This window comes from Ruegeria sp. YTSC230 (assembly GCF_059609665.1).
This window is the reverse complement of sequence record NZ_JBXWMC010000008.1, coordinates 38,184-55,691: the sequence shown is the minus strand read 5'-3', so window position 1 is coordinate 55,691 and position 17,508 is coordinate 38,184. Positions and strand designations below refer to the sequence as shown.

Sequence of the window (17,508 nt, the reverse complement as noted above, 5' to 3'; positions counted from 1 at the left end):
CGACGTTATCTTGGCCAACAAGTCTCTCACAATTGCCTTAGAACTGTTTCCCACTGACTAGGGTTGAATTTTTTCGACCAGAGTGCACTCTTGATTGTGGATGAGCGTCTAAAGTCGATTGAGCTGAGAGAGGACTACTATAAATTGAACGAATTCTACGCACCGCGCAAACTTATGGGCAAAAAATGCAAACTTATGCGCAAATCTCGCGCAAGGTTATGGGCGTAGAATCCGTAATTTTCTGAATGTAATCAGTGTTGGGCGCGCAGCGATATGCGCGCGCCTACAGATATTGTGGAAGTTCGATATCGGGTTCATCTGCCTTGGAATCGTTATGATCTAAGGTGGTAAAATCTGGTTTGTAGATCGAATGGTCTGGGTCTGGCGCGACTTCCAAAAAAGTGGCGGGTCGTTGAGTGATCTTGAAACTGAGCGCTGAGGAATTGCCCTCTTGGAACAGTTCGCGGCTGCCTGTTCCCGTTTGGGTCAGATCGCACCCATTTTCCGGCGTAGATACTGCGCGAACTCCGCCACTCGGCGAGGTTGGGCTCGGCCGGGTGGAAACATCATTTGTAGCGGCTTGGGTGGTGGGAGGAATTCGCCTAACAGGGCCACAAGCTTTCCGGCTCTGACATCATCGCCAACATCCAGTTCCGATTTCAACACGATGCCATGGCCTGCCAGAGCCCAACTGCGGATAAGCGAGCCATCATTTACAATTCGGTTTCCCTTGACTGGGACAAGCTGGCGCTCTCGGCCTGCGACAAACTCCCAAACGTTGTCGAGCGAACCACCGAAACGCATAACCAGGCAGTTATGATTTGCGAGGTCTTCGGGCAGTTCTGGTGCTCCATATGTCGCCAGATAGCTGGGTGCTGCGCAGACGAAACGCTGGTAGCTTCCAAGGTTGCGTATTCGGAGTGAGCTGTCGGTGATGTCCCCAAACCGAACAGCCAAGTCAAAACCCTGACCCACGAGATCGACATAGCCATCGGATAGCGACAGTTCTATTGACACAGCCGGGTTCTCTTCGGTGAATTCAGAGATCACGTCAGAGACAACACCACGACCTAAATCAATAGGCGCACTGACGCGGATCAGGCCAGAAAGGGTTTCGGCGCCGAGGCGAATGCGGGTGTCGAGGTCGGTGACTTCACTGAGAACGCTCTTGGCGCCATCGATCAGGACCCGACCCTCTTCGGTCAAACTGATTGAGCGTGTCGTTCGGTTGAACAATACCACACCGTAGTGTGATTCCAGCGCAGCGAGCCGTTCGGAGACAGTTGTGCTCGATAAACCTGTCTCTCGGGCCGCCGCGACAAGGCTGCCTTTCTCGGCGATGGTCAGGAAGAGGCGGAGGTTGTCGAGCAGCATTAGTCGATATTTCCGGATTATATTTCCGATGAATGACTGTTTATCCCGTTTTGGCGGCGGCGTAAATCTACGACACCAACGTAACAGCAAAGGAACGACCTGATGGCCAAGCTGACCATTGTCGCCAACATCAAAGCCAACCCCGGCAAGATCGACCTTGTCAAAGCAGAGCTCACCAAGCTCATCGACATAACGCGTGCCGAAGAGGGTTGCATTAACTATGACCTGCACCAGGACAACGACAACCCGGCACATTTTGTGTTCTACGAAAATTGGGAAAGCCGAGAGCTTTGGCAAAGCCACATGGGTGCTCAGCACCTTGCGGCTTACCTGGAGGCGACAGAGGGCGCCGTTGCAGAGTTCACGTTGAATGAGATGACAGTCATCGGTTGATACAGAACCGGACAAAGGAGCACGTTATGAAAGCCGTGGGATACCGTGAGACAGGGTCGATTGAGCGGGCGGATGCCTTAATCGACTTCGATACCGACAGACCGACGCCGAAGGGGCACGACTTGTTGGTCAAGGTGCAGGCCGTGTCAGTGAACCCAGTCGATACGAAAATTCGTCAAAAACGAGCGCCTTCAGGTGCAGCACCAGATATTCTGGGGTGGGACGCAGTAGGGATCGTCGAAGAAGTTGGCGAAGCGGTTGAGACTTTTAGTCCAGGACATACAGTTTGGTATGCCGGGGCGATAAACAGACCGGGAACCAATGCTGAGTTTCATCTGGTTGATGAACGTATTGTCGGAGCCGCGCCAAAATCCATACCTGCAAAAGCAGCTGCGGCGATGCCGCTAACGACGCTTACTGCCTTTGAGATGCTGTTCGACCGCTTGCGAGTCCAAGATGCCGTTCCCGGCGGGACAAAAACGTTGCTGGTTATAGGTGGCGCAGGCGGTGTCGGATCAATCACCATTCAATTGGCACGGGCTCTCACTGAATTGACAGTGATAGCGACAGCGTCCCGACCCGAGACACAAGACTGGGTTCGAGAGCTGGGCGCACACCATGTCATCAACCATGCGGAACCTTTTGGCGCACAACTCGGGGCTCTCGGTATCGAAAGCGTGGATTTCATCTATTCAACGAACCATTCCCAGCTTTATGCGTCTCAAGCCGGAGAGGTGATGACACCTCAAGGTCGCTTTGGGTTGATCGATGATCCTGAGACCTTTGACATCGCGCCATTCAAACCCAAATCGATCTCATTGCATTGGGAGTTCATGTACACTCGGTCGCTTTTTGGGACTGGAGATATGAACCGTCAAAGCGAAATCCTGAATCAGGTCGCCGGGTTGATAGACGATGGAAAGATCAGATCCACAGCAACCGATACACTTGGTACAATCAATGCTGCAAACTTAATGAAAGCGCATGCTATCCTCGAAAGTGGCAAGGCCAAAGGAAAGCTCGTGCTTGAGGGTTTTTAGATGAGAATTGAGCGGCTAGATCATGTGAACATCGTAACAACTAAGTTGTCTGAAATGGCTACTTGGTATGAAGAGGTCTTGGGTTTGAAACCTGGGGCCCGCCCTGATTTTCCGTTTCCCGGGGCTTGGTTGTATGCGGGTGATCACGCCGTGGTTCACCTTGTGGGTCACGAAGGCACGCCAAACGTTGGCTCCGAAGTGAAGTTAAAGCTCGAGCATTTTGCGCTCTCAGCCACTGGTTTGAGCGCATTCGAAGAAAAACTGACCTCATGTCAGATCCAGTACCGAAAAACTGACGTCCCGGGGGCTCGAATGGTCCAAATTCACGTGGCGGATCCTGATGGGAATCATATTCATATTGACTTCAAAGAATCCGAGTAAGCGGCTAACCCGTGAAATAGATGGAACGCAAAATCAAGCTCGTAACTTCTTGTCGATTAGGGATTGAGATCCTTGCCGGGTTGCTTCCTAGAACTACGCGGCTCAACATTTTCGGGAGGTGCAAACGTCGACTTGGAGATCAGCATGCCGGACCTCGAAACAAACAAGAAAAACGTCATCGCTTTCTACGAAATGATGTTCAACGAGTGTCGACCTGCCGAGGCCATAGCGACCTTTGTTGGTGAAACCTATACGCAGCACAACCCGCATGTTGGCGACGGTAAGCAAGCTTTTGTCGAGTACTTCGAGCGCATGGCCGCCGAATACCCGGGAAAGCGTGTGGACATCAAACGCGCGTTTGCTGAAGACGACCACGTTATTCTGCATTGCCACCAAATCTGGCCCGATGGTCTCGAGTACGCAGGGATTGATATATTTCGCCTGGATGCTGAAGGTAAGGTTGTCGAGCACTGGGATGTTCTTCAGGAAATTCCAGCAAACAGCGAGAATGACAATGGCATGTTTTAACTTAACCGTTCTGACTACGGTGCATGGAACTTTGAAGACTCCTGTCGGCTGAACCACGATAGTCAAAGGGCGTAAGTCTGATCTAAGAATCCCGCCGAAGCGTATCTATCAAGAACCTTTTAGATAGGAGATAAATATGCTCTCGAAGAGTATTCTTGCCGCGACCCTTGGATTGTTTGCAGCTACTTCGCTTCAAGCTGGTGTACAAATTCGGTTCATAGAAGGCGCACCCAAGGACCGTTTTGTTCTGACAAATGTCGGAGCGTGCGAAGTAGATGCCTCGACCCTAAAAATTGACTTGTCGCAATCCGCCGGACGTCTGATTTTCGACGTTACCGAAAAAGGTGCGGGCGTAGAGGTATTCCAACCTCTCGAATTCGTGGAGGGTGCGGATACTCTGCGGCAAATTCCAGCAGTCGTGGACGGGCAAAATACAATTGAACTTGAGATAGCCTCCCTTGCAGCCGGGGACAAACTCGCCTTTACCATCGATGTAGATGACACCATTGGGCAACGCGAAATCACCGTAACAGGGTCCGAGATCGAAGGCGCCACGGTATCATATTCCGATGCGGACAAGGTCAGTACTGCAACATTCTCTTCCGAAGCGCTTGTCAACGTGACGACCAAGGATTGCTGAAAGCAGCCCCGCAATGTCAAATTTGTTGATCCGCATAGCATTTCTTGCGCTCATGTTGGGAGGCGGCATCCTGATCGGGACACTGACCGCACCTGGCGATTGGTATGCTCAGCTTTCTAAACCGGCTTTCAATCCACCAAATTGGGTATTTGGCCCGGTCTGGACGGTGCTTTATGTGTTGATCGCCATGGCGGGTTGGCGCCAGTGCGAAACAGACCGAAGCTCGGCTGCGATGAAGCTGTGGTGGGCGCAGATGGGTCTGAATTTTTTGTGGTCCCCAACCTTTTTCGTTCTGCAAATGCCGTGGTTGGCCCTTGTGGTCATTGTAGCATTGCTGGCTGTCATCGTCGTGTTCATCGCTGAAGTCAGGCACACTGATCGAGTCTCTGCACTGGCCTTCCTGCCGTATTTAGCATGGGTCGCATTTGCCACGGCACTTAACCTTTCCATTGCGATACTGAACTGAGAAGGAACAATTTGCGTGGCAACTTCGTTGGGCTTGTTTCAAGTCTTTTTATCATCGGATCTACAATGGCACTGGCTAGTGAAAATCTTGCAGAAGACTTCTCCGAGTCTCCGGAGACGCGTTGGGACTACGTTGCCGACACCGTCATGGGAGGAGTTTCCTCAGGGCAGGTGCAGTTTCGTTCAGACGGTGATGTTGCATTCGCGCGGTTGACCGGATCCGTCAGTACAAAAAACAACGGTGGCTTCATCCAGTTTCGACGCAAGTTGCCTGATCGGCCAGATTCGAGTGTTTCGGGCGTCAGGCTGTTGGTACGAGGGAATGGCGAGCAATACTTCGTCCACCTCAGGACACGTGGCACGGTGCTTCCGTGGCAATACTATCAGGCCGAGTTCGCAACTTCTGACAAATGGACCGAAGTCTCTTTACCTCTGTCAGGCTTCAAGGCTTCAGGTGCCATGTTGCGCGCTATTCCCGTTGCTAACGAAATCACCTCTGTTGGAGTTGTAGCCTACGGGCGCGATCACGAGGCCAGCGTAGATGTCAGCGAGATTGGATTCTACTGAAGGTCTCTCAAACGAGGGCTGTGTTCTTCAAATAGGTCCGCAACGCCGGTATTTCTTCTTCTGTCAGTTCCTGAATGCGGATGTGCTGTTTCTTCTTTTTAGATGCTGAACCTGTCTTTTCTGAGCGAACATTCAGAGTGTGCTGCTTTCTGAAGAGACAACTCGACTGGCAGTCCCAAGTTAAAAATACTTAATCAAAGCAAAGTACTTTTAGCAAAAAACAACTCCCACATGACGCTTATCTAAAGGAGTGAGTATCATGAAGAGGATTGCAGCATTGGGCCTTGTTGCCCTGACCCTATCATTTGTTGGCACTGGTGCGTTTGCGGAGTGCTACTTTGGGAACGATGAGGTAACCGGGGCGGAAACGATCATCTGTGAGACAGAGAGTGGCTTTTCCAGCTGGGGCACAATGATCGCTGAAGCTTGAGCGCTTCGGGGCACAACGCCAGGCTTTCTGTGAGTTAGGGTAAATCAGATCGAACTCTGCAATTGGTAGCACCAAAGCCGAGAAACACGCAGCGCCGAGAGTAGTGACTCAACAGACTCTTCGGTAGTTGTTGCACGACGCGGAACCTCGGGTTTCGCTGCGATTCAAAAAGCTGCTCCAGTTCTTCACCTTGGTTTGCGTCGCCGGAAATTTCAAACTCACGCAACATTGCGCAAATTCTTGGCGTTCTCCGGCTCTCTGGCCAGGCAATGTGATGGCCTCTTTTGTCAGGAGTTCTATTGTTCTTTGTATTGACCCGTCACGTCACTGCCCCACCTTTCTAACTCAGTTTTGGGAGCATCCTGAGTGTTTGTGAGGCCCACCGCCTTATTGATTTTTGCTGTGTCTACCCCGGGCATGGCACTGCAGCTTCGCGAAACAGGGCGTTATGAGCTCAATCAACCCGCAAGTCTTCCCCCGGGGTCGAGATTGCATAATGTTCTAAGAATTTGGCTTCACATTCTGGCTAACACCAGTTTTTGCCTAGTCCCGTTCGCTGTCCAAAGCTTCGCGTATGAGCGTCAGATTCGGCAGAGAATTGTGAAATGGACTTGCCCCGAGTTCGGACAAAATTGGCGCCAGAGCTTCCGACATCCGCTCCATACAAGTTTTCAGGAACTCTGCGCCTTGCGGCGTTGACCGGGCAATTTTCGAACGCTTGTCCTTTGGGTTTGTCTCAAGAGTGATCAAGTTATGATTTTCAAGGCTGGCGAGCATATGCGTCATCGAAGTCTTGGGCACCTGAAACGCGTTTGAGAGTTGCAGTGGGGTTTCACCTTCGGGCCGCCGTACCAGATGGCCCAAAATTCCAAATTGAGTCGCCGTCATTCGACCAGGTAAGAACGCTTCAAGCTTGGTCGAGATCAACTGATTGATGATCCCGACCTCGGTGAAGAACCGGTAGACTTCGTTGGTCTCATCTTCAGGCTTCATTCAGAATTCGTGTCTCCAGCGGCCAGCGCGGTGCGGCGATTGGCTCGGGTCCATGCCCCAAACGCAGCAACATTTGCACTGTGTGGCCCGGTGACGCAAGAAGCTCATGAGCCAGCGCGTATTCGTTAGCCATCTCAGGATATTCCTGAAGGGCCTGACTGACCGGATGAACGCCCAGGCCCATTTCGGTTGTCTTCAAATAAAAACGCATCAATTGACGTCCGGCATCGAGTTGATCGCTTCGCGTATTTGTGGCTGTCGTAAGGACTGCGTATTGCGGCGTCGCGTCTAGCATCGCGAAGTAGTCTCGCATGTGTGACTGAGTGCCTGAGTGGTCAACGTTCATCAGGGTCTCATTGTCCAATAGGCCGGTAAGTCGCAGCGTTTCCAGCATGGGATCGCGCAATTCAATCCCGTCCGGGTTGGCGTTGATTTCTGCTTTCCCGATCCGCATCAGGTCGACGGATTCTTTCAGGGTCTGCGGCGTTCGCATTTCGATTTCAAAAGCGCGTTTCGTAAGATCTTGAATACGGGTCACCAAATCTTCGTCGGTAATCAAAGTTGCATATTCGCCAAGCGTAGCCACTTGATCGGCAGAGAGGCGCTGTTCAGTGTATGGTTCTTTGTTCGAATGCCGTTTTAGGATTTGATCTGATAGTGGATCGGATGCCCCGCCCGGCACAAACACTGCTTCTGCGACGGGTCCGTCATCCCCATCAGGCAGTAACTTGACCTCGGTATCAAACCCCTGTGCACCTGCCGCTAGGACCATAGTCTCAACAAATGCACCGAGGCCAATATAGAGCTGGCGGTGGTAAGGATCGGTTTCCGGAAGCTCGCGATCAGGATCACGGTGGATGCGCACCTTGTCTTGTCCAGCCAACTCAACCAGCCAAGGTTGCAAGTTGTGCGGATTGGGGGCGAGAATTGCGTAGGATAAAGCGGCTTTACGTGGGTCGTCATACGGTTTTGGCGTCCACGGAGCCAGCGCGTCATGCGGCGTGCGTGTAGCGAGGAACGCAACCGCGCCCGTTGCCGCCAGTATTGTGCCTCCGCCTAGAATCTTGAGAAAACGTCTTCGGTTTGGCATGTTGACTCTCCAGTAGTGCGATATCGGACTAATTTAATACGAATTCGTACTACATCAACCCCAATCGATGCAGTGATTGGCTGAGTGATTTATAAAAAGAAAATCAGAACAGCCAGGCTCAACTGCGGACTGCCTTGGCAGACAATTATTCGGAGCGCTTTTAGTGCCGAAAATAAGCAGTTATTTTAGCCGATTAAGGATTGGAAACGAGAAGATCAGAGGCTGTTGAGCCGATGCTTTTCAAGTATCCCGCAAAGCATGGCCTGAGCTTGCAGCCTGTGTTCTCGATGGCGTTCACGGGCGACATCCGGTCGACCTTCACTAATCGCTTGGAAAACGACTCGGTGATCTTCATTGGATTTGACGGGCAGGGGCCTGATGAACAACGTCGTTGCGCGTGCGCGGCGCACCTGGTCGCTCATCATGGCAACAATCGCTTCGACCCGTTTGTTGCCGCCCAACCGAACGAGCTCCTGATGAAACAACTCGTCGGCCTCGGCCCAGGCTTCAAGGTCTTCGGCTTCGATGGCTTGGTCCATCTTTGCAATTGATCCGGCAAGTACCGCCAGTTCATCTTCTGAATAACCCGCTTCGGCGGCGCGCAGTGCTGCGAGACTTTCGAGTTCAGTTAGGATGTCATAGATTTCGCGCATATCGTCCGACGAAACTGGCAGTATTCGCACACCTTTGCGGGGCCGCATTTCCAGCAACCCTTTACTTTCCAACATCAGCGCAGCTTCCCGTATCGGGGTGCGGGACATGCCAAGAGTCTCGGCGAGTTCCGATTCCAGATGGTCAGTTCCGGCCGCAAGTTCGCCGGACAGGATCATCTTTCGCAAATCCCTAACAGCGCGTTGCGTATTGGAAAGAGTTCTGTTGTCCTGATCCTTCACGGCGTCTCCAGGTTGATCTTTCGTCTCTCCGCAGCCGAGAGATAGATGTTCTCTTCGATGCGGATCACGTCCAAATAGTCTCGAGCCGTGTTCTCCAACGGCGTGCCTCTTAGAAGGCCTGAAACGACGTGACTTTGCAAGGCGTGGACACAGTCTCCTCCAAACCCATCATGATCGCTTGGAGGTAGAATCTGCTGTCGCTCCTGTTTTCCAAATGCGCGGAGTTCAACTGAACCGTCGCCGTTAAGACGCAGTGAACCTTCCGTTCCTTCGATGAGAGCTTCGCCCATGGTTTGGCGCAGGTTTTCGGCACTGTGGTCAAGGCATCTGTTGCCATCGAACAGAGCTTTCAAACCGTTGGGGTGATCAAACAGGATGAAACCTGCATCCTCGCCCGCGATAACGGGATTAACTTGGCGCAAGTCCGCATAAACTGCGCTGGGCGTATCGAACAAAAATCGGAATGTGTCTACCCAGTGAACCGCTGTTTCGTGAACAAGGAAACGTTGCATGTCCTGAAAGTACGGCTGCCGGTCTAAGTAGGCGCGTGGTCCCTGTCCGTCGCCGGGTCGAAGCCGGAAAGTAGCTTGGAGAGGTGTACCAATTCGACCCTCGGTCATCGCCTCTTTGATTGCGCGATACCAAGGCTGGAAGCGGAAGTTCTCGTGTACAACAATAGTTGCACCAACGGCTTCAGCCTCTGAAACAATCTTCTCAGCTTCATCCAGAGATAAGCAAAATGGCTTTTGGCAGATCAGCCACTTGATACCAAACCGCAGTGCCGAGCGGATTGCGTCGGCTTGCGCCACAGGTGGAAGGATGATGTCCACGAGATCTGGTTTTTCCGCCTCCAACATTTTTGACAGATCATCGTAAGCGGCCAGTCCTGTTTCCTTCGCCTTTTTGATATCACGGTTGCAGGATGCAATCGGAACCGCTCCGGGCATTCGGGACCAGCTTTCGTAGTGGAACCTGCTGAAGTACCCCGCACCCACACACGCGACTCTGATGGCTTGTTGAGTATTCATGCCCGCATTGCTTCCAATACCGATGACGCGGCACCCTGCGTTCCGGCCGTTCCACCTAGGTCACGGGTCAGGTTCTGTCCGTTCGCCGTCACCTTTTCCACGGCTTCACGCAATCGTTCGCCGTCGCTGGACAGGTCTGGATGATCATGGGTGAACCCCAACCATTCAAGCATCATTGCTGCGGACAGGATCATCGCAAAAGGGTTTGCAATACCCTGTCCCGCAATGTCCGGGGCGGAACCATGGCAGGGTTGGAATACAGCGTGATTCAACCCGATATCCGCTGATGGCGCCAGTCCCAGACCACCCATGAGACCCGCACCAAGGTCTGAGAGGATGTCTCCGAACATGTTCTCAGTCACCAAGACATCAAATTCCCAAGGCTTCTGGACCATCCACAGAGCCGTAGCATCAACATAGGCATGGTCTGCCTGTAATTCGGGATGGTGTGCAGCTTCTGCATCAAACATCGATCTGAAGAACGCAAAGGCGCGGAATACATTGGCTTTGTCGACACATGTAACTCGACCCCGGCCGCGCCCGGTTCTTTTGCGGTTCTGGGCGAGTTCAAACGCGAAACGGAACAGTTTTTCGGACACCTCACGCGTGATCAGCAGAGTTTCACGTGCTTCGTCATCGGTAACTTCGCCAGCGCCTTGGGTGAAGAACAGCCCTTCTGTGCTTTCGCGTATCAAGACAAAGTCGATCTCTTTTCCGGGGGGCAGCGCCAAGGGGGTCATTTGTCCGCTGCTTACTTTTACAGGACGCACACCAGCGAAAAGTCCCAGTTGCTTTCGCAAATCAATCTGCGGTGAAATTTCGGTTCCGTCAGGGTATCGCACATCCGGCAAACCCATTGCAGATAGCAGAATCGCGTCGGCGTTGCGTGCAGTTTCGAGTGACCCAGCCGGAAACGATTCTCCTGTTTTGGCGTAGTGGCCTGCGCCTGCCGGCGCGTCTGTAAACGCCAGCTCGTAGCTGGGACTGTTGCCCGAGAGCTGGCGCAGGATTTCAAGCGTAGGGGCCATAATTTCCGGGCCGATCCCGTCCCCGTGGAACACCGCAACATCGTACATTTTTTTCATCTTGGCCCGTTTCCTTCCCGTTTCGCATTCATAGCGCGATAGCAGCTTCCACTACAGTACGTTGACAATGCATTCTTTAATGTATACGCAAATAAATGCAATAATAAACGCAAAGATGTTTGGGAGGACTTGGAAATGAAACTAAAGCTAGGGCGGTTGGCGGCCGCAGCCGTGATGGCGACCGGGATTACAGGGGCAGCTGCTGCGCAGGATTATCCCTATCGTGATATCACCACAGCTGTGGTCTGGGGGGCCGGAGGAGGTACGGATACGATCAACCGGATGATCATGGCCGAGATGGAAAAACACCTTCCGGTCTCGATCAATGTGATCAATCAAACAGGTGGTGTCGCAGGCTCCAATGGTATGGTTTACGTCATGAACCAACCAGACGATGGCTATACATTGGTTGGTTTGTCAGAGTCGAACGTCACCGCTGCTGTGCAGGGTGGTTGGGATAAGAAATTTGATTTTTGGTATCCGTTCATTGTTGGCGGATCACCTGATCTGATCTCGGTCCCGGCGGACAGCCCTTACAATACGCTGGAAGAACTGGTCGACGCTGCGAAAGCCGCTCCTGGCACTATTCCCGCGGCGGCTTCCGGCGCAGGTTCAATCCACCACTTGAACCTTCTGGCCATCGAAAAAGGGTCCGGCGCAGAATTCAAGTTTGTTCCCTACAAAGGCTCGGCGCCAGGTCAGGAAGCAGCGATAGCGGGTGAAGTTGCGTTGGTTGTGACCTCACTGGCTGAACAAGCTCCGCTGATCGAAGGCGGTCAGTTGAAGCCGCTCGCGATGCTGACGCCCGAAGATGCGCAGATTGCAGGGGCAACAGTGCCTTCTGCCTTTGGCATCTATGACGGTCTTGATCAGTATTTGCCGCTCAAACAGGCCATCGGGTTTGCAGTTCACAGTTCAGCCGGGGACGATGTAAAAGCCGCGCTTGGTGATGCCTTCGAGCAAGCTATTGCCTCCGACACCGTCGCCGAATGGGCCTCTGCAAACAACTATGATGTCGGTGGTCAACACGGTGAAGAAGCTCAAGAACTGTTTGCGAACCTCGAGGCTACTTTTGCCTACACCTTGCAGGACCTTGGCGCTGCCACAGTGGATCCGGCCTCGCTGGGTATCGAGCAGCCCTAATCCGATCAATTTTGAAGGGGCGCGCTTGATCGCGCCCTTTTCCTCAGGAGGCAGGCAATGGACAAACCTGACGAAACACTGGTCATGCGGTCGCGCGACTTTTGGGCAGCAATTGTTCTTATAACAGTGTCCGTCTTTTTTCTTTGGAAGACATCGGACATTCCACTTTGGGGCGAAAACCGCGCAGGTGTAAGTGGATCGGATTGGTACAACTCGGCTGCAATTGTACCGCTGTTCATCTTCGGTGGATTGCTTAGCTTGTCCTTCGTTTTGCTGGCTATTTCAATCCGCTCAGGTGGGGCCCAAAACGCGCTCAGTGCTTTGGGCATCGGATGGGATAAGTCGGAAGCCTATCGAGCTTCTACAATAGGCCTGATCCTTCTTGCATATGTCGTCGGACTGGTTCCCAGAGTGGACTTCATTCTGTGTTCTGGGTTGCTGATTACAGCTCTGACTTACGGCTACTACGGGGGTCATGCGCGGCGTGCTTTGGTGGCCTGTAGCGCGGTTGTCTCTGCCGGGCTATTTGCGTTTGCTGTATTTCCCGCGCAGGCGGACTGGAACGCACACAGTGATGATTGGTTTACACTGGCCTTATGGGTCTCGCTCACACTTGTGGTGTTGACCAAAGCGTCCTCTGAGCCCGTTTTGAGGTTCGTGCCACTAATCGCGATATTGGCCCCGTTCATTCTGGTTTGCGCGATGGCCTTTGTTTTCCGACAGAACGTGCCCGCGCGCGGCGGGCTGATCTTCAAGCAAATCGAATACCACTACTACGTGACGCTTCGTCCGCTATGGAAAGATTGACCGGATGGACTTTATCCTTTCGCAACTGGCTGGATTTGGGACCGCATTCGTGGGCCTGGCAGTAGACCCGCTGACCTATCTGTATTTGATCGCATCCGTGTTCCTGGGCATCACCTTCGGCGCATTGCCCGGCCTGACCGCAACGCTGGCAGTGACGATCCTGACGGGTTTCTTCGGCAACAAGATCCCATTGGACTATTCGCTTATCGCTTTGCTCGGGGCATATGTCGGCGCGATTTACGGCGGCTCTTACCCGTCTATTTTGCTGAACATTCCGGGCACGGCAGCCAGCGCGGCGACGGCCATGGATGGCTACCCTCTGGCCAAAGCGGGTCGAGGGGGCGAAGCACTTGGGCTGACCACGACGGCCAGTTTCATTGGCACGGTTATCGGGACCATCACGCTTTTGATCTTTGTCTGGGCGCTGCTTTTGGTTTCAAAGAACATCGCAAGCCCGGAGAAAGCCTTGCTGGCCCTTTTCGGCATTCTGCTTTCTGGCACTTTGATGAGCGAAGACCTGGTGATCAAGGGATGGATCGCCGGTCTGATCGGGCTTGCGATGTCCATGGTGGGGCTTGACCCTCTGTTGTCTGAACCGCGCTATACCTTCGGCTGGTCTTACTTGATGAGCGGGTTTCAGGTCGTGCCGGTTTTGATGGGGGCATTTGCCATTCCCCAAATCATCGACGGTTTAAGGCACGTTGAGGCCGGGAAAGTTATGGCCCTGAAAGGTCGCATCCTTCCGAACCTACGCTCCATCCGACGCTACCTGCCCACCATTGGCCGGTCAGGAGTGATCGGGACCGGGGTAGGAGCGCTTCCCGGCGTGGGCGAAGATGTCGCCGGTTGGGTCAGTTACGGTGTCGGCAAGACCGTATCTGCCGAGGGCGACAAGTTTGGAAAAGGGTCATTGGAAGGTCTGCTGTGCTCTGAAACAGCAAACAACGCCTGCATTGGGGGCGCGCTAATCCCGCTCTTGGTGTTGGGCATTCCCGGTTCACCACCCGCCGCGGCTTTGATGGGGGCTTTCAAGATCAACAACGTGATCCCGGGCCCCACGATAGATCCCGAGATCATTCTGCGCGTGGTTGCAATACTTGTGTTGGCCTCCCTGACAATGTTCCTTATGGGCCTGTTCACTGCTCGGGTTTTCATCAGAATACTCGCCATTCCGCAGACTATCTTCTTGCCGGTTGTGATGGTTCTAACAACAATTGGGTCTTTCAGCGTCGGTGGTGGCATCAATGATCTTTACCTGATGCTTGGCGTCGGCGCCGTTGCCTATTTCATGAACTTGATGAAATACCCAATCGCGCCGTTGGTGATAGGTGTTATTTTGGGCAGCCTGTTTGACGAAACCTTCCGCCGGTCGCTGTTCTTGTCGGATGGGGATCTTTCGGTCTTCTTTTCGCGGCCCGGTGCGGCCATTCTGCTGGTGCTCAACATTGGTCTGATCCTCAGCCAACTGCCCGTCGCAAAGCGCGCTTTCTCACGTCTGAAAGGACTTTCCGTCTGATGTTTGTGGTTACTGTCACCTTCACTATCAAGCCCGGTACGAGAGACACCTTTTTGCCGCTGATGGTCGAAAACGCTTCGACTTCTTTGTGTGAAGAAGCCGGATGCCAGCAGTTTGACGTTTGCCTCGGCGGCAATCCCGAGACAGTTTTTCTCTATGAGGTTTATGATGACAGCGCGGCGTTCTCCGCCCACCTGGAAAGCGCGCATTTTCGGTCCTTCGATACGGCTGTGGCTGATATGATCGCCACCAAGGTGGTTCACCAGTATTCCGAGGTCATCCGATGAACGATTGGGAAATCCACGCCGTGAAATACGCGGATCGCAATGCCCGGACGCGAGCTGATAGTTTCATCATCGATGATAATCACAGCGCGCCTCACGCGATGGATTACTTTGTTTGGGTGCTCAAACGCGGCAACAAAGTCATTCTGGTCGATACTGGCTACGACTCCGATGAAGCCGCCGCCCGTGGTCGTCCTATCGCGATGGACCCACGCGAGGCTTTGCGGCCCCTAGGCATTTCGCCGGAAGCGGTAACCGAGGTTATCGTGACCCATCTTCATTATGACCACGCGGGCGGGCTGCATATGTTCCCGAACGCGAAGTTGCATATGCAATCGGCGGAGATGGCCTTCGCCACAGGCCCCTGCATGTGCCACGACCATCTGCGCGCACCTTTCACGGCGGGCCATATTTGCGAGGTCGTAAAGCGTCTCTATTCAGGGAAGGTCGTGTTCTACGATGGAGAAGCCGAGATTATAGACGGGGTCACGGTGCACTGCATTGGTGGGCATTCGCGAGGGTTGCAATGCGTTCGCGTAAGGACGGAAGCCGGGTGGATGGTGCTCGCCTCTGATGCCTCTCATTACTATGAGAATTTCATGGCGCGCAAAGCGTTTCCCATCGTCGTCGACCTGCAAGATATGATGGATGGATTTAAGACGCTCGAGAGGCTGGCCTCGCATCCTCGACTTATCGTGCCCGGCCATGATCCACTTGTGCGTGAGGTTTTTCCCGTCGGTGCGGCACCGCATATCCATAGGTTGGATTCCGGGCCAACCAGGGACATCAAATTATGAAGATCGGCGTCATAGCGGACGACTTTACCGGTGCGAGTGATATCGCGAACACCTTGGCAAAGGGCGTTGAGCCTGAAGGTGGATTAAGAACCGCGCAGTTTCCAGGTATTCCGGATCTCCCAGCCGACGAGGAGATCGAAGCGGGTGTCGTATCGCTCAAGAGCCGCACTGCACCGGTCGAGGAAGCCATTGCAGACAGTCTGAGTGCCTTGCGGTGGCTCGCGGACCAAGGATGCCAGCAGTTCATCTTCAAGTATTGTTCGACCTTCGATTCCACGACGGAAGGAAATATCGGCCCCGTTGCGGAAGCACTGGCCCAAGAATTGGGTGCGCAAAAGGTGGTTTTCTGCCCAGCCTTTCCGACAACGGGACGCACGATCTATCACGGTCATCTATTTGTGCTCGGTAAGCTTTTGCACGAGTCCGGGATGGAAAATCACCCTCTTACTCCGATGACGGATGCCAATATTAAGCGTTGGTTGCAGCATCAGACCCAAGAAGCGGTTGGGTTGGTGTCAATTGACGCCGTGGAGCAAGGATCAGAGGCGATTGCTGCTGCTTTACAGAAGGCCGACGAACGATTTGTAATTGGCGATGCGATTTCGGACGAAGATTTGTTGGCCTGGGGCGAGGCTCTTAAAGACGCCAAGCTCATAACCGGGGGTTCGGGGATAGCACTGGGGCTCCCCAGAAACTTCCTAAAAGAGGCTTCGTTCAAAAGAGGTGGCAATGCTTCCGCTGGTATCGTTGGGCCGGCCGCGATCCTTGCTGGGTCTTGCTCGGGTGCGACCCGTGGGCAGATTGATGTTCATGCGGTATCCCATCCGACCTTCGCCATTGATGTTCCGGGTGTTATGTCCGGGGATGTGACCACGCAAACGCTTCTGGATTTCTTTAAAGCGCATCCGGGTCAGGCCCCGCTCGCGTATTCATCGGGAAGCCAGGATGATGTTCGCGCGATCCAAAATCAATTTGGTCAGGAAGCTGTAGCGAACAGGCTGGATAATCTCTTTGCAGAAACTGCACGGGAACTTGTCCAAACGGGTTATGAGCGCCTTGTCGTGGCCGGTGGAGAGACGTCGGGAGCTGTCGCCCAGGCCGTCTCTGAGGCACTGGGGTCACCGGCTATGTCAATCGGGCCAGAGATTGACCCGGGCGTGCCAGTCCTGAGCGTTGGGAAATCTGAACCCATTGCGCTGGCTTTGAAGTCTGGAAACTTTGGCGCTCCGGATTTTTTCGCGAAAGCGCTGAGAATGATGGAGTCGGGCAAATGAGCTCTGAAGAAATGGCGCTGCGGCAGCAGATGTCGGAGCTGTGTGCCTCGCTGTTTGTGCGTGGCTTTTCCGTTGGCACTGCGGGCAATGTCTCTGCGCGTTTACCGGACGGGATTCTCATGACGCCAACGAATTCGACTTTGGGCAATGTTGACCCCGAGCGAATTGCCAAGATTGATTTGGATGGCAACCACGTTTCCGGAGACAAGCCGACCAAGGAGGTCTTTCTGCACCAAGCCTTCTATGAGACGCGGCCGGAAGCTGGTGCAGTGGTGCATCTGCATTCGACCTGGGCCACCGCACTGTCGTGTCTGGAAGACACCGATCCCAATGACTGTATTCCGCCGCTTACACCATACGTGGTCATGCGCGTAGGCACGGTTAAACTGGTTCGATACGTTAAGCCGGGTGATCCAAAATCCGGTGATTTGATCCGCGAACTGGGCGGCAAGTATAGTGCTGTTCTGCTGGCCAATCACGGTCCCGTCGTATCAGGAAAGGATCTCTTTTCAGCGGTCTGTGCAGCGGAAGAGTTGGAAGAAACAGCCAAGCTGTCCGTGGCACTGCGGGGTATGCCAACCCGGATGTTGGATGCAGAACAAGTCGCAGAACTCAAAGAGACTTTCGGAAGGATGTAGTTGGACACCGATAGGGGGAGTGTGCAAACTTTTGGCTAAATCGTGCAAAATTATGCGCAAATACCACGCAATGTTATGGGCAAGAACATCTGAATTTAATGATTGAAATCAATAGCAGAAGCGCAGCGTTATGCGCGTCCCT

21 protein-coding genes are annotated in these 17,508 nt (G+C 53.4%); 15 read left to right on the top strand and 6 right to left on the bottom strand.

All coding sequences use genetic code 11. The features are described 5' to 3' along the window. Positions 1 to 486: 486 nt before the first annotated feature. The gene (locus AC2FD9_RS16360; protein WP_282121335.1) at positions 487 to 1,374 is read right to left on the bottom strand and encodes a LysR family transcriptional regulator; all 888 of its coding nucleotides are present in this window, start codon (positions 1,372 to 1,374) and stop codon (positions 487 to 489) included. Between the two features lie 102 nt (positions 1,375 to 1,476). Between AC2FD9_RS16360 and AC2FD9_RS16355 the strand changes: the two genes are divergently transcribed. The 8 genes from AC2FD9_RS16355 to AC2FD9_RS16320 all read left to right on the top strand — a co-directional run bounded on the left by AC2FD9_RS16355 (position 1,477) and on the right by AC2FD9_RS16320 (position 5,818). After that, positions 1,477 to 1,767, top strand: coding sequence for a putative quinol monooxygenase (locus AC2FD9_RS16355; RefSeq protein ID WP_282121334.1), 291 nt, complete (start codon positions 1,477 to 1,479; stop codon positions 1,765 to 1,767). Between the two features lie 26 nt (positions 1,768 to 1,793). After that, a complete protein-coding gene (locus AC2FD9_RS16350; RefSeq protein ID WP_496837886.1) occupies positions 1,794 to 2,807 on the top strand; it encodes a zinc-binding alcohol dehydrogenase family protein in 1,014 nt (337 codons plus the stop codon). Between the two features lie 24 nt (positions 2,808 to 2,831). Next, positions 2,832 to 3,188 carry a VOC family protein gene (locus tag AC2FD9_RS16345; protein ID WP_496837884.1) on the top strand — a complete coding sequence of 119 codons (357 nt, stop codon included), beginning with the start codon at positions 2,832 to 2,834 and terminating at the stop codon, positions 3,186 to 3,188. Positions 3,189 to 3,332: 144 nt separating this feature from the next. Continuing rightward, positions 3,333 to 3,716 carry a nuclear transport factor 2 family protein gene (locus AC2FD9_RS16340; protein WP_496837882.1) on the top strand — a complete coding sequence of 128 codons (384 nt, stop codon included), beginning with the start codon at positions 3,333 to 3,335 and terminating at the stop codon, positions 3,714 to 3,716. 136 nt (positions 3,717 to 3,852) lie between these two features. Beyond that, positions 3,853 to 4,356, top strand: coding sequence for an aggregation factor core (locus AC2FD9_RS16335; RefSeq protein ID WP_496837880.1), 504 nt, complete (start codon positions 3,853 to 3,855; stop codon positions 4,354 to 4,356). A 13-nt stretch (positions 4,357 to 4,369) separates the two neighbouring features. Beyond that, positions 4,370 to 4,822: a TspO/MBR family protein gene (locus AC2FD9_RS16330; protein WP_496837878.1), complete on the top strand. Its 453-nt coding sequence runs from the start codon at positions 4,370 to 4,372 to the stop codon at positions 4,820 to 4,822. A 65-nt stretch (positions 4,823 to 4,887) separates the two neighbouring features. Next, entirely contained in the window at positions 4,888 to 5,388 is a 501-nt protein-coding gene (locus AC2FD9_RS16325) for a CIA30 family protein (protein WP_496837876.1), read from the top strand. A gap of 259 nt (positions 5,389 to 5,647) precedes the next feature. Beyond that, positions 5,648 to 5,818, top strand: a complete 171-nt coding sequence (locus AC2FD9_RS16320) for a hypothetical protein (RefSeq protein WP_282121329.1) — start codon at positions 5,648 to 5,650, stop codon at positions 5,816 to 5,818. Positions 5,819 to 6,361: 543 nt separating this feature from the next. On the opposite strand, the gene AC2FD9_RS16315 is transcribed toward AC2FD9_RS16320, so the two are convergent. From AC2FD9_RS16315 to AC2FD9_RS16295, 5 genes are all read right to left on the bottom strand, one after another. After that, positions 6,362 to 6,811, bottom strand: coding sequence for a MarR family winged helix-turn-helix transcriptional regulator (locus AC2FD9_RS16315; protein ID WP_496837874.1), 450 nt, complete (start codon positions 6,809 to 6,811; stop codon positions 6,362 to 6,364). After that, the gene (locus tag AC2FD9_RS16310) at positions 6,801 to 7,901 is read right to left on the bottom strand and encodes an Acg family FMN-binding oxidoreductase (protein WP_496837872.1); all 1,101 of its coding nucleotides are present in this window, start codon (positions 7,899 to 7,901) and stop codon (positions 6,801 to 6,803) included. Before AC2FD9_RS16310 ends, AC2FD9_RS16315 begins: the two co-directional genes overlap by 11 nt. Before the next feature lie 215 nt (positions 7,902 to 8,116). Beyond that, a complete protein-coding gene (locus AC2FD9_RS16305) occupies positions 8,117 to 8,794 on the bottom strand; it encodes a GntR family transcriptional regulator (protein ID WP_496837870.1) in 678 nt (225 codons plus the stop codon). After that, positions 8,791 to 9,822, bottom strand: a complete 1,032-nt coding sequence (locus AC2FD9_RS16300) for a Gfo/Idh/MocA family protein (RefSeq protein WP_496837868.1) — start codon at positions 9,820 to 9,822, stop codon at positions 8,791 to 8,793. Before AC2FD9_RS16300 ends, AC2FD9_RS16305 begins: the two co-directional genes overlap by 4 nt. Then, the gene (locus AC2FD9_RS16295; protein WP_282171033.1) at positions 9,819 to 10,907 is read right to left on the bottom strand and encodes an isocitrate/isopropylmalate dehydrogenase family protein; all 1,089 of its coding nucleotides are present in this window, start codon (positions 10,905 to 10,907) and stop codon (positions 9,819 to 9,821) included. Before AC2FD9_RS16295 ends, AC2FD9_RS16300 begins: the two co-directional genes overlap by 4 nt. Positions 10,908 to 11,042: 135 nt before the next feature. Between AC2FD9_RS16295 and AC2FD9_RS16290 the strand changes: the two genes are divergently transcribed. From AC2FD9_RS16290 to otnC, 7 genes are read left to right on the top strand one after another with little or no spacing between them, the layout of a single operon-like run. Beyond that, positions 11,043 to 12,050: a Bug family tripartite tricarboxylate transporter substrate binding protein gene (locus AC2FD9_RS16290; RefSeq protein ID WP_282121323.1), complete on the top strand. Its 1,008-nt coding sequence runs from the start codon at positions 11,043 to 11,045 to the stop codon at positions 12,048 to 12,050. Between the two features lie 57 nt (positions 12,051 to 12,107). Next, positions 12,108 to 12,857, top strand: coding sequence for a hypothetical protein (locus tag AC2FD9_RS16285; RefSeq protein ID WP_282171032.1), 750 nt, complete (start codon positions 12,108 to 12,110; stop codon positions 12,855 to 12,857). A 4-nt stretch (positions 12,858 to 12,861) separates the two neighbouring features. Further along, positions 12,862 to 14,373, top strand: a complete 1,512-nt coding sequence (locus AC2FD9_RS16280; protein WP_282171031.1) for a tripartite tricarboxylate transporter permease — start codon at positions 12,862 to 12,864, stop codon at positions 14,371 to 14,373. After that, entirely contained in the window at positions 14,373 to 14,660 is a 288-nt protein-coding gene (locus AC2FD9_RS16275) for a putative quinol monooxygenase (RefSeq protein ID WP_496837865.1), read from the top strand. The genes AC2FD9_RS16280 and AC2FD9_RS16275 overlap by 1 nt, the downstream gene beginning before the upstream one ends. Next, positions 14,657 to 15,454 (top strand): N-acyl homoserine lactonase family protein, encoded by a 798-nt coding sequence (locus AC2FD9_RS16270; RefSeq protein ID WP_496837863.1) that lies wholly within the window; start codon positions 14,657 to 14,659, stop codon positions 15,452 to 15,454. The genes AC2FD9_RS16275 and AC2FD9_RS16270 overlap by 4 nt, the downstream gene beginning before the upstream one ends. Continuing rightward, positions 15,451 to 16,728 carry a 3-oxo-tetronate kinase gene (otnK, locus tag AC2FD9_RS16265; RefSeq protein ID WP_496837861.1) on the top strand — a complete coding sequence of 426 codons (1,278 nt, stop codon included), beginning with the start codon at positions 15,451 to 15,453 and terminating at the stop codon, positions 16,726 to 16,728. Before AC2FD9_RS16270 ends, otnK begins: the two co-directional genes overlap by 4 nt. Continuing rightward, the gene (gene otnC / locus AC2FD9_RS16260; protein ID WP_496837859.1) at positions 16,725 to 17,366 is read left to right on the top strand and encodes a 3-oxo-tetronate 4-phosphate decarboxylase; all 642 of its coding nucleotides are present in this window, start codon (positions 16,725 to 16,727) and stop codon (positions 17,364 to 17,366) included. The genes otnK and otnC overlap by 4 nt, the downstream gene beginning before the upstream one ends. The last annotated feature ends 142 nt before the right edge of the window (positions 17,367 to 17,508 follow it).

Excerpts from the sequence above, each read along its gene's own strand:
- AC2FD9_RS16360 (WP_282121335.1), bottom strand. The coding sequence starts at position 1,374 with ATGCTGCTCGACAACCTCCGCCTCTTCCTGACCATCGCCGAGAAAGGC.
- AC2FD9_RS16355 (WP_282121334.1), top strand. The coding sequence starts at position 1,477 with ATGGCCAAGCTGACCATTGTCGCCAACATCAAAGCCAACCCCGGCAAG.
- AC2FD9_RS16350 (WP_496837886.1), top strand. The coding sequence starts at position 1,794 with ATGAAAGCCGTGGGATACCGTGAGACAGGGTCGATTGAGCGGGCGGAT.
- AC2FD9_RS16340 (WP_496837882.1), top strand. The coding sequence starts at position 3,333 with ATGCCGGACCTCGAAACAAACAAGAAAAACGTCATCGCTTTCTACGAA.
- AC2FD9_RS16335 (WP_496837880.1), top strand. The coding sequence starts at position 3,853 with ATGCTCTCGAAGAGTATTCTTGCCGCGACCCTTGGATTGTTTGCAGCT.
- AC2FD9_RS16330 (WP_496837878.1), top strand. The coding sequence starts at position 4,370 with ATGTCAAATTTGTTGATCCGCATAGCATTTCTTGCGCTCATGTTGGGA.
- AC2FD9_RS16325 (WP_496837876.1), top strand. The coding sequence starts at position 4,888 with ATGGCACTGGCTAGTGAAAATCTTGCAGAAGACTTCTCCGAGTCTCCG.
- AC2FD9_RS16320 (WP_282121329.1), top strand. The coding sequence starts at position 5,648 with ATGAAGAGGATTGCAGCATTGGGCCTTGTTGCCCTGACCCTATCATTT.
- AC2FD9_RS16315 (WP_496837874.1), bottom strand. The coding sequence starts at position 6,811 with ATGAAGCCTGAAGATGAGACCAACGAAGTCTACCGGTTCTTCACCGAG.
- AC2FD9_RS16310 (WP_496837872.1), bottom strand. The coding sequence starts at position 7,901 with ATGCCAAACCGAAGACGTTTTCTCAAGATTCTAGGCGGAGGCACAATA.
- AC2FD9_RS16300 (WP_496837868.1), bottom strand. The coding sequence starts at position 9,822 with ATGAATACTCAACAAGCCATCAGAGTCGCGTGTGTGGGTGCGGGGTAC.
- AC2FD9_RS16295 (WP_282171033.1), bottom strand. The coding sequence starts at position 10,907 with ATGAAAAAAATGTACGATGTTGCGGTGTTCCACGGGGACGGGATCGGC.
- AC2FD9_RS16290 (WP_282121323.1), top strand. The coding sequence starts at position 11,043 with ATGAAACTAAAGCTAGGGCGGTTGGCGGCCGCAGCCGTGATGGCGACC.
- AC2FD9_RS16285 (WP_282171032.1), top strand. The coding sequence starts at position 12,108 with ATGGACAAACCTGACGAAACACTGGTCATGCGGTCGCGCGACTTTTGG.
- AC2FD9_RS16280 (WP_282171031.1), top strand. The coding sequence starts at position 12,862 with ATGGACTTTATCCTTTCGCAACTGGCTGGATTTGGGACCGCATTCGTG.
- AC2FD9_RS16275 (WP_496837865.1), top strand. The coding sequence starts at position 14,373 with ATGTTTGTGGTTACTGTCACCTTCACTATCAAGCCCGGTACGAGAGAC.
- AC2FD9_RS16270 (WP_496837863.1), top strand. The coding sequence starts at position 14,657 with ATGAACGATTGGGAAATCCACGCCGTGAAATACGCGGATCGCAATGCC.
- otnK (WP_496837861.1), top strand. The coding sequence starts at position 15,451 with ATGAAGATCGGCGTCATAGCGGACGACTTTACCGGTGCGAGTGATATC.
- otnC (WP_496837859.1), top strand. The coding sequence starts at position 16,725 with ATGAGCTCTGAAGAAATGGCGCTGCGGCAGCAGATGTCGGAGCTGTGT.